We start from the raw sequence: 13,002 nt of genomic DNA on the forward strand, positions 1-13,002 counted from the left end.
TGGGTGACAGCGCGCCGAACACACCCCGCGAAGGGGTGGAGAACCAGCGGTGAGCTGCTGGTGAGCGCTGCGGGTGTTTCCCGGCTTGTGACAGTGGTTCGGGGCCACCCGCGGATCGGATTGGAGAGATTTCTGGATTCCCCGGATCGGCGTCCTCGTAGCCTGGGCAGCATGTCGACGCTGCACTCGTCCACCGACCGCATCCGCGCGATCGACGCCTGGTGGCGCGCCGCGAACTACCTCACCGTCGGGCAGATCTACCTGCTCGACGACCCGCTGCTGGAACGGCCGCTCGAGCCGTCCGACATCAAGCCGAGGCTGCTCGGCCACTGGGGCACCTCGCCCGCGCTCAACCTCGTGTACGCACACCTCAACGCCGTGATCAGCGAGACCGAACGCGACGTCCTGTACATCTGCGGCCCCGGGCACGGTGGTCCCGCGATGAACGCGAACGCCTGGCTCGAGGGCACCTGGAACGAGCTCTACCCGGAGATCACTCCCGACCCCGAGGGTCTGCGGAAGTTCTTCAAGCAGTTCTCGTTCCCCGGCGGCATCCCCTCGCACGCGGCCCCGAACACCCCCGGGTCGATCAACGAGGGCGGTGAGCTCGGCTACTCCCTCGCGCACGCGTACGGGGCAGCCCTCGACAACCCGGACCTCGTCGTCGCGTGCGTCGTGGGCGACGGCGAGGCCGAGACCGGACCGCTCTCCGCGTCGTGGCAGGCACACACGTTCCTCGACCCCGTGTCCGACGGGGCGGTCCTGCCGATCCTCAACCTCAACGGGTACAAGATCGCGAACCCGACGGTCCTCGCGCGGATCCCGGACGAGGACCTCCAGGCCTACTTCCGCGGACTGGGGTACGAGCCGATCGTCGTCGACTCCGGCCGGGTGGACAACGACCCGTTCGCGGTGCACGCCCTGTTCGACGGCGCGCTCCGCCGTGCGTTCGCGACCATCGACGACATCCAGGCCGCCGCCCGCGCACAGGCCGCCCGTGCCGCCGCCGGCGAGATGGCCGGCGCCGCGGACCTCCGCCCGCGCTGGCCGATGATCGTCCTGCGCACCCCGAAGGGCTGGACCGGCCCGAAGGTGGTCGACGGGCAGCAGGTCGAGGGCACCTTCCGCGCCCACCAGGTGCCGCTGCCGAACGTCCGCGAGAACGACGAGCACCGCGAGCAGCTCGAGGAGTGGATGCGCTCCTACCGGCCCGAGGAGCTCTTCGACGCGGACGCCCGGCCGATCGGTCTGCTCGAGACGATCCGGCCGACCGGTGACACCCGGATGAGCGCGACCCCGCACGCCAACGGTGGCCGGATCCGCACCGCGCTCGACAGACCGGGGCTCGAGCGTTTCGCCGTTCCCGTCGGAGAGACCGCTTCCGCCACCGGGACGCTCGGGCCGTGGGTCGCCGAACTCATCCAGCGCAACCCGTCGGACTTCCGGCTGTTCGGCCCCGACGAGACGATCTCGAACAAGCTCGACGCCGTGTTCGACGTCACCACCCGGGTCTGGCGCGCTCGCCGTGCCGAGGGCGACGAACACATGGCCGCGCGCGGTCGTGTCATAGAGGTGCTCTCGGAACACCTGCTCGAGGGCATGCTCGAGGGATACGTCCTCAGCGGTCGCCACGGCGTCTTCAACACCTACGAGGCGTTCGCCCACATCATCGACTCGATGGTCGGCCAGTACGCGAAGTGGCTCGAGGCCGCGACCGACATCGACTGGCGCGCACCCGTCTCGAACCTGACGATCCTGTTGTCCTCCCACGTCTGGCGCCAGGACCACAACGGCTTCTCGCACCAGGACCCCGGGTTCCTCGACGTCGTCGCTTCGAAGCAGCAGGACCTCATCCGGATCAAGCTGCCCGCCGACGCCAACACGCTGCTCGCCGTCGCCGCGCACGCGATGGAGACCACGGACCGCATCGAGGTGATCGTCGCCGGCAAGCACCCCGAACCGGTGTTCCTGTCGCTCGAGGACGCGATCGCGCACGCCGACGCCGGCTTCGGCGTCTGGGACTGGGCCGGGACGGAGCAGACCGTGGGCCGCACCGACGTCGTGCTCGTCAGCGCCGGGGACGTCCCCACCGTCGAGACCGTCGCCGCCGCGGACATCATCCGGAAGCACGCCCCGGACGTCGGTGTCCGCGTGGTCAACGTCGTGGACCTGCTCTCGATCGGCGACCCACGGAAGCACGAGCACCCGGCATCGGACGAGCGGTACGACGAGGTCTTCCTGCCGGGTACGCCGGCGGTCTTCGCCTTCCACGGTTACCCCTCGCTGGTCCACAACCTGACGTACCGACGGCACGGGCACGACGACCTGCACGTGCACGGGTTCCTCGAGCAGGGCACCACCACGTCTCCGTTCGACATGCTCATCCGCAACGAGATGGACCGCTACGCCCTGGCGCACGACGCCCTCACCCGCGTCGCGGACGGCAGCGACCGGTTCGCCGACCTGCTCACCGCACTCACCGACGCGCGGGCCGCCGCCCGTGAGTTCGCCTACACGAAGGGCGAGGACCACGAGGCGGTCTCCGGGTGGGAGTTCACCGGCTGGCCGCAGGACGAGCCGTCCGACGGCGGCACCGGCGGCGATCCGGGACGTGGTGAGACCGAAGGTGCGGCGCCCGGCAACTGAACGAGCAGCTGAACGGACTGTCGGTCCGGAAGGCGAGCCGGTCAGCGGGCGCCCGGCGACGCCGGTCTAGGGTTGGCCGGTGCAGTCGTTCTCCGTCCGGTCGCTCGTCGAGCATCCGGCCCTCCGGTTCCTGGTCGTCGGCGGCCTCGGTTTCGTCATCACGATGGGCATCAACTACGGGTTGAAGTTCTTCGTCATGCCGCAGCACCCGGTGACCGCCCTGGCGATCGGCATCACCGTCGCGACCGTCGTCTCCTACTTCCTCAACAAGAAGTGGTCCTTCGGTGACCGCGGTGAACTGCGCACCGGACACGAGCTGCTGTTGTTCCTCGTCGTCAGCCTGATCGGGATCGGGTTGAACTCGGCGCCGCTCTGGATCTCCCGGTACGTCTTCGGACTCGAGGTGCCGAACGTGTCCCTCGCCGGGCAGGAGCTGGCCGACTTCATCAGCGGACCCGTCATCGGCACGCTCATCGCCATGGGTTTCCGGTACTGGGCGATGAACCGCTTCGTCTTCCCCGCCCGGTCGGCCCCGCTGGACGCGTGACCGACCTCGTCGTCCCGGCCCCGGGCCTCCCGTCCGTCCCCACAGCGACCGGCGGCCGGTTCCCGGTGCGGCGCATCCACTGCGTCGGGCGCAACTACGCGGCGCATGCGCGCGAGATGGGACACGACCCGGACCGCGAGCCGCCCTTCTTCTTCGACAAGCCGGCGGACGCCGTGGTCACCGACGGCGGTGACACCCCGTACCCGACCCTCACCGCACAGCTGGAGTACGAGGTCGAGCTCGTCGTCGCACTCGGAGCCGGCGGCCGGGACGTCCCGGTCTCCGATGCCCTGGACCTGGTCTGGGGCTACGCGGTGGGCATCGACCTGACACGGCGTGACCTGCAGGCCGAGGCGAAGCGGCTCGGGCGGCCGTGGGACCTGGCGAAGGGGTTCGACGCCTCCGCACCGATCGGCACGATCGTCCCCACCGCCGGCGTCGACCCGAGCTCGGGCAGCATCACCCTGCACGTCGACGGGGAGCTGCGGCAGTCCGGCGACCTGGCCGACCAGATCTGGTCCGTCGCCGAGACCATCGCCGTGCTGTCGCGGGCGGTCCGCCTCGAACCGGGCGACCTGCTCTTCACCGGCACCCCGGACGGCGTCGGCCCGGTGTCCCGCGGGTCGGTGCTGCGCGGGGCGGTCGCCGGCGTCGGCACGGTCGAGACGCGGATCGTCTGAGCGGGAGACGGGGTGCCGTTCCGGTACACGGAACTGCAATCCAGAACATCAGTGGTACGGTCGGTGCACCGCATTGAGGAGGTGAGCACATTGAGCATCGACACCATCACGGCAGAACTCGCGGACGACCGCTTCGTCTCCACGGTCCTCCAGCCCTGGGCACACGCCTGATCGACGTCCGGCATCGGGGCGAGCGAGAGCAGCCCCGGTGTCGGGGACCAGCCCCGGATGAGGGAACACCGTGCAACAAGCGAGACAACGGCGCGTCCTCGAGCGCGCAAGGGAACTGACCGCGGCCAACAGCCGTGGGGCGTTGGAAGCCGTGAGTCCCGCCCTTCCTCGGCGGCTCGCGTTGGCTTCCGTGACCACCCCGATGAAGCACCGACCGGAACAGGTCCCGAACTACCTGACGGACCTCGGTGTCAGAACGAGCCCTGAACCCGCACAGTTCTTCTCCCTCGCGCAGCTCCAACTCGGCGCAGATCCCATCGTCGAAGACCCGCTCGGAGACGCTGCTCCGTTCGCAGCCCGGTGGGACTCCGGCGAACTCAGCGAGCAAGGTGCCATCGCAGAACTCGACGCAGTCGTCTCGATCGCAGGCTTCTGGTCGACGGCGGCAGAGATGGCCGAGGAACTGCTCAGCAGTCGACGTCGTCCGGCCATGGCCCGGCTGCGCGGCTGGCTGGGGTCGGCACTGGCGAGCCGACGAACCGCCCTCGCTGAAGCGTCGTTCCGGTCCGTCGGGTCGGCGTTCGACACCACACCGGACGTGATCGCCGCAGCCCACATCCGGATCGCTGCGATGCGCATCAAACGCGACCGGGACACCGGAGGTGGGGTGGCGGCACTCGCAGAACTCGACGTCTTGCTCGAGCGATGGGTTGGAGAGAACCTCATGTCCGACGGTGACGGGAACGCGATGCGAGCGACAGCACGCAACCTCCACGCGCTCGCCTGTTCCCTGAACGGTGAACTCGAGCGGGCCAGAGGACTCCTGGGGGTCGCCGCCAGGGAAGCCCGCACCGGGGATCTGGTCTCGGTCGAGCCGGACCAACGTGCCCGCTACGCTGCTCAGATCGACCTCAACGCAGTGCAGGTCGCCGCGATGTCGGACGGATGGTCGGCCGCTCTGGAGGGCGCACTGACCCACGTCCAGAACGTGTCGCAAGCGCATCGAGGATCACTGCCGGAGGCATTGTCGTACGCCGCCTACGTGGCCTACCGAGCGTCCGACTTCCCGCGGGCTGCGTCCTGCGCCGAACGGGCCGTCGTCATGCTCGGGGGCGAAGGGGCTCCACTGCGCCTGTCGAGTGCGAGGAAGATCCTCGCCGCGGCTCTCGACGCTGCTGGTCGAACGGCCGCGGCGCAGCGGGTGATCGAACGGCACGGCGAGGACCCGCTCGGTGCATCTGCACACAGATCGGGCGCTGAACTTGGCTGAAGCTCTCGCACTCCAACTGGACTCCGTGACCCGGAGGTTCGGGCACGGCGCCGGCGCGCTCGTCGCCGTCCACGAAGTGGACCTCCCGATCGCGCGAGGTGCGGTCGTGGCGGTACTCGGCCCGAACGGTGCTGGGAAGACGACCACCATCAAGATGGCCTCCACCCTGCTGCAACCGTCTTCCGGCTCGGTCTCCGTCAACGGTGTCGATGCCGTCCGGACGCCGAAACAGGCGCGGAAGCACCTCGGGCTCGTCCTGGGCGGCGACCGCGGTTTCTACATGCGAGCAAGCGCTCTGGAGAACCTCCGCTTCTTCGCAACCCTCGCCGGGCTCCCCCGGCGGAGTGTCGAAGCGAAGGTCCGGGATGCGCTCGGCCTCGTCGGCCTCGTCGGACGCGAACGTGATCGGGTGGAGACGTACTCGCGCGGGATGAAGCAGCGGCTCCACATCGCACGCGCCGTTCTGAACGGCCCGGTCGCCCTGCTCCTCGACGAGCCCTCCATCGGTCTCGACCCGGAAGGCGCGAGAGATCTCCGTGACCTCGTCCGACGCCTTCGCGCGAAGGGGTGCGGGATCCTCCTGACGACCCACCACCTCCAGGAGGCCGATGAGCTGGCCGACGAGCTCGTGGTGATCACCGCCGGGAAGACGGTCGCGCGAGGGTCGGCGCGGGACATCGCCTCCCTCGGCGGTGTCGACAGCGCCATCAGCCTGTGGACCGCCGATCTCGGGATCGGCGAGGAACGCATGCTCGCGCATCCGCAGATCGCCGCGGTCGTCCCGCGGGAAGACGGGCGTGGCTACCGCGTCGATCTCATCGGACACGGCCTCGCACCGACTGCCGACTTCTTCCGGTCGCTGGAGATCACACCTGACTGGTCCGTCCAACGGGACGTCACGCTCGAAGAGGCCTACCTGGCGTTCATCACGAAGGTCGGAGCGGCGTGAGGACGCTGGCCCTGCTCACGTGGTTCCACGGGCGGCAGCTGCTCCGCATCCCGTTCTTCGCACACCAGTGCGTCTCGTCCGCCCTCGTGTTCGAAGTGCTGCGGACACTGGGGCTGTCCGGGGCCGGCCGCGCAGTCCCCCACGACCTGTGGTTGGTCGCTGGCATCGCTGGCGTGTGGTCGACGACGACCCTGGCCGTCGGGATCATCGGCTTCCAACGGTTCCAGGGCACGCTCGAGCACATGGCGATCAGCACGCTCCCGCCCGGGATCGTGTTCGGGAGCCTCGCTTCCGCAGCGGCGCTCATCGGTCTGGTGGGATTCCCGTTGACCCTCGCAGCGCAGTTCGTCACCGGCGGTCATCCGACCGTGACGGGCGGAAGCGTCGTCGTGATCGCCGCCTGCGTCATCGCGTGCAGCGCGTCGGCGTCCGTCCTCGCAGCGGTGTTCGTGGTCCTCCGCGGGGCAACGGTCTACGAGTCGTTGATCGTGACACCCGTCTGGTTGGTCTCCGGTGTGGTGATCCCGCTCGGTGCTCTCCCGGACTGGATCGTTCCGGTCGCCCACCTCTTCCCGATCACCTCCGCCGTGTCCGCCGCCGATCAGCCCGACCTGACGACCACCGTCGCGTTCTCCTTCCTCACGGCCGCGACTTCTGCCGTGTGGTTCGTCGCGGCCGGGATCGCCATGCGCGCGGCCGTCCGGAGGGCGACCATCTCCGGGACCCTGGGTCTGAGCTGATGCGAGGGTTCGTGAACGCCATGGTGATCGCATTGCGGGCCCGGCCGGAGTTCCTGAACGGTCCGACGGTCTTCGTCGTCCTCATCGGGTCCCCGACGCTGCTCGCTGCGCTCTACCTCGCGGTAGCGTCCGCGAGCGGCACATCGAGCATCGAGCCGCCGGACGCGGTCGCTGCGGGCCTGGCGGTGGCTGGCGTCATGTCGACGATGTCGTCGTCCTCGCTGCTGAGCGCGGATCAAGTGCACGCGACCCTCCCCTTCATCGTGATCGCGCCAGCGAGCCGCGCGCTGGTGTGGACTGCCCGCGTGTTCGTCGTCACCAGCATCGGGGTGGTCCAGGGAATCGTGAGCGTGGTCGCGAGCTTCGCCGTCACGAGGAACGCCCCCTCGATCGCCCAGGCCCTCCCGGTCTTCGGGCTCATCGTCCTCGCCGCCGTCGTCTCGGTCGGCCTCGGCCTGTCGATCGCCGCGCTGGGGCTCGTGCTCCGCGACAGCATGCTGGTCCCGAACATCGCTGAGCAGGGGCTGACCGTGCTGTGCGGCGCGGTCGCGCCCGTGGCGACGCTCTGGTCACCCCTGCAGTCGATCGCCCAGGTCCTGCCCGTCACACACGTGGTGGCAGCAGGGAGGGCAACGGCGACGGGCGGTCCACCGCTCCTGTTGGAGTCCTCCTTCTCGGTCATCGCCGGGATCGCGTGGGGCGTGGTCGGGGTCGCGATCTGGCTGGTCCTCGAACGTCATGCACGCCGAACGGGTGCGATCGAGTCCATGTCGATCGGATGACGGGTGGCTCGTCGACCCGGCGGGCTGGGAGCGTTCGGAGACACCGGGGGTAGAACCGTGGCTGACGCTGCGTCGGAGCCCGGGGGACGGGTCGAGGCAGCGATCCGCAGACAGGGTGTGCAGCAGCTGCAACGACGCAGTGGAGCACGTCCGGATCATGGAGGTGATCCGGTGGAGGAACACGACCTGCTCGCCACGTCCTGGACGTGGGCCGGCCGCGAATCCGTCGACGAGCGTGTCAGCGCCGTCGGCCGAGCCGGGTTCTCCGGGCTCGCACTCGCACTCGACGACCTGCACGAGGTCCGTGCCACCACCGGGTTCGCCGCACTCCGGCGGATGCTCGACGACGCCGGCGTGGTCTGGGTCCAGGTCGGCACGCTCGGGGACTGGTGGCGCCGCGGTTCCGAGCACGACGCCGACCGCGGGGTGCTCCTCGAGGCTGCTGCGACCCTCCGCGCCTGGCAGGTCGTGGTCCGCGCCGATCACGCCGTGCCGGCCGTGCCGCTCCCCCGCATGGCCGAGGCATGGGACCGGCTCGCCGTCCAGAGTGAGGGCGTCGGGGCACGACTGGTCCTGGAACCGGAGCCGTGGTCGAACCTGGCCACTGCGGAGCGGGCCTCTCGCTTCGTCGCCGCCGGGCATCCGAACGGCGGACTGCTCCTCGACGCGATGCACGCGCTCCGCGGCGGCTCGACCCTGGCGTCGATCGGTCAGGGGGTCGTCCCGTCCACGCTCGCCGCCGTCGAACTCAGCGACGGACTCCTGCACATCCCGAACGGCATGACGCTGGCCGACGAGTCGCGGAACGGTCGCTACCTGCCCGGCACCGGGGCATGGGACCTGCCCGGGTTCGTCCGCACCGCCCGCGGCCTGGGCTTCGACGAGCCGTGGGGCGTGGAGGTCCGCACGCCCGCGCTCCGGGCGATGCCGCTCGCGGAGGCGCTCCGGGTGGCTGCTGCCGCGACCCGCGCCGTGCTCGACGCTGCCGATGCGCACGGCGGCACGCCCGCACCGGCGATGCCGACCTCGCTCGCGCCGACCTCGGCGGTGGACTACGACGCACCGGGGAGTCGCGGTGTCCCGGGCTTCCCCGGCGTCGGGCTGCCCCGTCGAGCCGATCCAGCGACCTCCGCGTAGCGTGGCTCCCATGACTGATCAGGGACACCCCGGCAACGACGACGCGCTGCAGGCTTCGCAGGAGGCCATCGACGAGGCGAAGGCGGCTGCGGTCGACGCCGGCCATGCGGATGAGCGGGCTGCAGCCGAGGAGGACCTGCCGCTGGGGTCCGGTGGGGCACCCGCGGACGGCCCCGCCCCCGCAGCCTGACCTCCGCTCAACTGGTCAGGCTCGGCCGGAGCGTCAGTCGTCGACCTGGTCGCCGAGGAAGTCGGCGTAGGTGGCTTCGTGTTCGGTGCCGCCCGCGTCCACCATCTGGCGTTCGCCCGTCCAGCCGTCGGGCCCTGATGCCGTCGTGCCGTCCTGGTCGTCCCGCTGGTCTGCGTTCGTGTCTCCACGCTGCCCCTGGGTGAACGGCGGGAGGTACTTGCTCGCGTCCATGTCGCGTCCTTCCGTCCCGAGGACCGTAACAGCCACCCTCGGCCTGGCGTCGGTCCTCGGCGTGATCGTCCCCCGCGTGCGACGACAACGGGGGACGGAAGTTCGCCTCCGGCGGACCTCATGCCAGTGCATGCGGATTCCGGAGTCCGCATGGCGCGTGATGCAGCCCCGTCACTCCCGCACGACGTCGCCCGGCTCCTTGTCGCTCCGCCAGCCACGCCACGACGGCTGCCGGAGTCGTCCGTCGCCCGTCCACTCCGCGAACTCGACTTCTCCCACGCGCTCCGGCCGGACCCAGTGCGCGTCCCTGGCGTCCGGTCGCGGGACGTCGACGAACGGTGGAGCGTCCTGCTCGAGGTCGGCGAGCACCGCCCCGATCTCGTCGAGGTCACGGTCGCGGAACCCGGTCCCGACCTTGCCCACGTAGACCAGGCCGTCGTCGCCCGGGATCCCGAGCAGCAGGGACCCGATGCCCCCTTCGCGGCGACCGGCCCCGGGCTTCCACCCACCGACGACGACCTCTTGCGTCGCGTGGTGCTTCAGCTTCACCCAGGACTCGGAGCGGCGACCCTCGACGTACCGCGATGACCGTTTCTTCGCCACGACACCCTCGAGCCCTCGCTTCCGCGACTCGGTCATCGCCGCGGCGAGGTCGCCGTCGAACTCGGACGGGACGTCGATCGCGCCGCCGGGTTCGACGACCGTGCGCAGGGCTTCGCGCCGCGCGGTGTACCCGAGCCGGGTGAGTTCGTGCCCGTCGGCTTCGAGCACGTCGAACAGCAGCAGGTGCACCGGGGTCGCCGCCCGGGCAGCGCTGACCTCTCGCGGTCTCGTCAGTCCCATGCGGTTCTGCAACAGCTGGAACGACGGGCGCCCGTGCTCGTCGAGCGCCACGATCTCCCCGTCGAAGACCCCGTCCACGCCGGCGTGTTGGGCGAGTTCCTGCAGCTCCGGGTACTGGTCGGTCAGGTCGTTGCCGTTCCGGCTGCGGAGCCGCACCGTGCCGTCGTGCACCGTGGCCAGGGCGCGCACGCCGTCCCACTTCATCTCGAACGCCCACTGCTCGGGGTCCAGAGCGGGTTCGCCCTTCTGCAACGACGCCTGCATGGTGCGGCGTTGATCCGGTGCCGTGTCCGACTCGGCAGCCCGCTCGATCCGTGACCCGGCGGGCGGTCGTCCGGAACCGGAGCTGGTACTGGTACTGGTACTGGTGCTGACGGGCTGGTCGCCGTCGGCGGTCGGCTGGTCCTTCGTCCGGTGGATGAGCCAGCTCTTCTCGTCCCCGGACCGACCGCGCCCACGACCGCGGGTGTGCAGGAGCGCGAGTCGGCGGACGCCGTTGGTCCGGCCGTGCAGGGTGACGATCACCTCTTCGTCTTCGCGCCACTTGTCGAGCTCGTAGGTGCCGTCGTCCCAGATCGTCACCGTGCCACCGCCGTACTCACCCGCCGGGATGATCCCCTCGAAGCCGCCGTACTCCAGCGGGTGGTCCTCGGTGTGGACGGCGAGGTGGTTGGCGCCGGGGTCGGTCGGTTCGCCCTTCGGCAGCGCCCAGCTCACCAGGACACCGTCGTGCTCCAGGCGGAAGTCGTAGTGGTTGCGGGTGGCGTGGTGCTCCTGGATGACGAAGGTGGGGGTGCCGTCGGTCCGGACGGTCGGGGACGCCTGCGGAACGGGCTCCGGGGTCTTCGCCGCGTCGCGCTTGGCGCGGTAGGTCGTCAGGCGGTCCTGCGGATCCACGCGGTCCTGGGGATCCTGACGTTCCTGCATCGCCTGGCGTTCGCGGCGCTCGCGCTCGTTCACCTCCTCGGTCCGGGCACCGTCCCAGTGCCCGGAGTCCGCACGCCCGACCCCGAGCGCGGCGGCGGCGACCGGGTGCAGCAGGTCACCGAGGTCCGGCATCCGCTCGAGGACCTGGTCGAGGGTCAGGTGCGCCAGCCCGGGTTCGGTCAGCTCCTTCCACGTCCGGGGGGCGGCGACCGTCGGGTGCGAGCGGCCGCGCAGCGAGTACGGCGCGATCGTGGTCTTGTTGCCGTTGTTCTGCGACCAGTCGACGAACACCTTGCCGGCACGCTCAGCCCGGCTCATGGACGACAGCACCAGGTCGGGCATGTCCTGCTCCAGCGCCTTCGCCAGCTCGTGGGCGACGTCGGACACCTGCTGGGCGCTCGCCGTGCCGTCGAGGGCCGCGTACAGGTGGATGCCCTTCGACCCGGAGGTCACCGGGTACGGCTCGAGACCCATGCCCTGCAGCACGGCGCGGGCCGCGACCGCCACCTCGACGCACTCGGCCAGGCCGACGCCGTCCCCCGGGTCCAGGTCGAGCACGAGCCGGTCGGGGGCCTGGTGCCCACCGCGCGGGCCGAACCGCCACTGCGGCACGTGCAGCTCCAGCGAGGCCTGCTGCGCCATCCACACCAGCGTCGGCAGGTCGTCGACGACGGGGTACTCGACGTCGTGGTGCTCGTGGTGGATGGTGTGGTGCCGGATCCAGTCGGGCGCCGAGTCGGGCAGGTTCTTCTCGAAGAACACCTTGCCGTCGACGCCGTTCGCCCAGCGCTTCCGGGTCATCGGGCGGCCGGTGACGTGCGGGATCATCCACGGGGCGATCCGCTCGTAGTAGGCGACCACCTGCCCCTTCGTCGTGCCGGTCTCCGGGTACAGCACCTTGTCGAGGTTCGTCAGCGCGAGCCGCCGGTCCCCCACCTGCACCGTCGTCTTCTTGGCGACCGGACTCACAGCGCGACCCCCGTGGCACCGCCGACCGTCAGCGTGGTGCCCGACGTGTAGGACGACTCGGGACCAGCCAGGTAGACGTAGGCGCTGCCGAGCTCGACGGGCTGCGCCGGACGGCCGAACGGGGTGTCCTGCCCGTAGGCCGCGATCTCGTCACCGGGGTAGCTGATCGGCTGCAGCGGGGTCCACACCGGGCCGGGGACCACGGTGTTGGCCCGGATGCCCTTCGCCGCGAGCTGCCGCGCGAGCCCGTTCGTGTACGTGATGATGGCGGCCTTCGTGGCGGCGTAGTCGATCATCCGGTCCTGCGGCTCGTACGCCGAGACCGAACTCGTCGTGACGATCGCGCTGCCCGGGGCCAGGTGTGGCACCACGGCGCGGGTCAGCCAGAACAACGAGTAGAGGTTGACCTTCATGGTGCGGTCGAAGTCCTCGGTGCTCTGTTCGGTGATGTCCGCGTGCACCTTCTGGTGTCCGGCGACCAGGACCAGCGCGTCGAGTCCGCCGAGCAGGTCGACGGCGGTGCGGACGAGTTCGGTGCAGAACGCCTCGTCCGTCAGGTCGCCGGGCAGCATCACCGCCGTACGCCCGAGGTCGGCGACGAGGTCGCGGACCTCGGTGAGGTCGTCGATCTCCTCCGGCAGGGCGTTCAGGGCGACGTCGGCCCCTTCCTTCGCCATCGCGATCGCGGCGGCTCGGCCGATGCCCGAGTCGGCGCCGGTGACGAGGACGCGGTACCCACGCATGCGTCCGGTGCCCTGGTAGCTCGTCTCACCGTGGTCGGCGGGCGGGTCGAGCTCCGCCGCTCGCCCGGACCCCTGCTGCGTCTGCGCGGGGAACGGCGGCCGTGCGTACTGGTCTCGTGGGTCCTGCTTGTCGAGCTGGCTCATGGGCCCATCGTGCTCGCGGAACCGGACCGGCGA

Annotated in this window: 12 protein-coding genes; 9 read left to right on the forward strand and 3 right to left on the reverse strand. The window is 70.4% G+C overall.

All coding sequences use genetic code 11. The features are described from left to right. Nucleotides 1–171 precede the first annotated feature (171 nt). From DEJ33_RS09405 to DEJ33_RS09445, 9 genes are all read left to right on the forward strand, one after another. Nucleotides 172–2,646, forward strand: a complete 2,475-nt coding sequence (locus DEJ33_RS09405) for a phosphoketolase (RefSeq protein WP_111076740.1) — start codon at nt 172–174, stop codon at nt 2,644–2,646. A gap of 79 nt (nt 2,647–2,725) precedes the next feature. Further along, the gene (locus DEJ33_RS09410; RefSeq protein WP_111076741.1) at nt 2,726–3,193 is read left to right on the forward strand and encodes a GtrA family protein; all 468 of its coding nucleotides are present in this window, start codon (nt 2,726–2,728) and stop codon (nt 3,191–3,193) included. Beyond that, nucleotides 3,190–3,873, forward strand: coding sequence for a fumarylacetoacetate hydrolase family protein (locus tag DEJ33_RS09415; RefSeq protein ID WP_111076742.1), 684 nt, complete (start codon nt 3,190–3,192; stop codon nt 3,871–3,873). Before DEJ33_RS09410 ends, DEJ33_RS09415 begins: the two co-directional genes overlap by 4 nt. A gap of 361 nt (nt 3,874–4,234) precedes the next feature. Next, nucleotides 4,235–5,314 carry a hypothetical protein gene (locus tag DEJ33_RS09420; RefSeq protein WP_146242580.1) on the forward strand — a complete coding sequence of 360 codons (1,080 nt, stop codon included), beginning with the start codon at nt 4,235–4,237 and terminating at the stop codon, nt 5,312–5,314. A 25-nt stretch (nt 5,315–5,339) separates the two neighbouring features. Further along, complete coding sequence (locus tag DEJ33_RS09425; protein WP_258374545.1) at nt 5,340–6,263, forward strand: ABC transporter ATP-binding protein; 924 nt, start codon at nt 5,340–5,342, stop codon at nt 6,261–6,263. Beyond that, the gene (locus DEJ33_RS09430; protein WP_181432831.1) at nt 6,260–7,003 is read left to right on the forward strand and encodes an ABC transporter permease; all 744 of its coding nucleotides are present in this window, start codon (nt 6,260–6,262) and stop codon (nt 7,001–7,003) included. The genes DEJ33_RS09425 and DEJ33_RS09430 overlap by 4 nt, the downstream gene beginning before the upstream one ends. Nucleotides 7,004–7,023: 20 nt before the next feature. Beyond that, nucleotides 7,024–7,785 carry an ABC transporter permease gene (locus tag DEJ33_RS09435; RefSeq protein ID WP_181432832.1) on the forward strand — a complete coding sequence of 254 codons (762 nt, stop codon included), beginning with the start codon at nt 7,024–7,026 and terminating at the stop codon, nt 7,783–7,785. 171 nt (nt 7,786–7,956) lie between these two features. Beyond that, on the forward strand, nt 7,957–8,922 hold the full coding sequence (locus tag DEJ33_RS09440; RefSeq protein WP_181432833.1) for a sugar phosphate isomerase/epimerase: 966 nt from the start codon (nt 7,957–7,959) through the stop codon (nt 8,920–8,922). A gap of 10 nt (nt 8,923–8,932) precedes the next feature. Then, the gene (locus tag DEJ33_RS09445; RefSeq protein ID WP_111076747.1) at nt 8,933–9,112 is read left to right on the forward strand and encodes a hypothetical protein; all 180 of its coding nucleotides are present in this window, start codon (nt 8,933–8,935) and stop codon (nt 9,110–9,112) included. Between the two features lie 33 nt (nt 9,113–9,145). Here the strand turns inward: DEJ33_RS09445 and DEJ33_RS09450 are convergent, their stop codons facing one another. The 3 genes from DEJ33_RS09450 to DEJ33_RS09460 form a co-directional block, all read right to left on the reverse strand. Next, the gene (locus DEJ33_RS09450) at nt 9,146–9,343 is read right to left on the reverse strand and encodes a hypothetical protein (protein WP_111076748.1); all 198 of its coding nucleotides are present in this window, start codon (nt 9,341–9,343) and stop codon (nt 9,146–9,148) included. Nucleotides 9,344–9,514: 171 nt separating this feature from the next. Continuing rightward, complete coding sequence (locus DEJ33_RS09455; protein WP_111194821.1) at nt 9,515–12,082, reverse strand: ATP-dependent DNA ligase; 2,568 nt, start codon at nt 12,080–12,082, stop codon at nt 9,515–9,517. Further along, nucleotides 12,079–12,969, reverse strand: coding sequence for an SDR family oxidoreductase (locus DEJ33_RS09460; RefSeq protein WP_111076750.1), 891 nt, complete (start codon nt 12,967–12,969; stop codon nt 12,079–12,081). The genes DEJ33_RS09455 and DEJ33_RS09460 overlap by 4 nt, the downstream gene beginning before the upstream one ends. Between the last annotated feature and the right edge of the window lie 33 nt (nt 12,970–13,002).

Origin of the sequence: Curtobacterium sp. MCPF17_047 (genome assembly GCF_003234045.1) — a bacterium.
Taxonomy (GTDB): domain Bacteria; phylum Actinomycetota; class Actinomycetes; order Actinomycetales; family Microbacteriaceae; genus Curtobacterium.

Coding starts and splice junctions, on each gene's coding strand:
- DEJ33_RS09445 (WP_111076747.1), top strand. CDS start 8,933: ATGACTGATCAGGGACACCCCGGCAACGACGACGCGCTGCAGGCTTCG.
- DEJ33_RS09435 (WP_181432832.1), top strand. CDS start 7,024: ATGGTGATCGCATTGCGGGCCCGGCCGGAGTTCCTGAACGGTCCGACG.
- DEJ33_RS09460 (WP_111076750.1), bottom strand. CDS start 12,969: ATGAGCCAGCTCGACAAGCAGGACCCACGAGACCAGTACGCACGGCCG.
- DEJ33_RS09450 (WP_111076748.1), bottom strand. CDS start 9,343: ATGGACGCGAGCAAGTACCTCCCGCCGTTCACCCAGGGGCAGCGTGGA.
- DEJ33_RS09405 (WP_111076740.1), top strand. CDS start 172: ATGTCGACGCTGCACTCGTCCACCGACCGCATCCGCGCGATCGACGCC.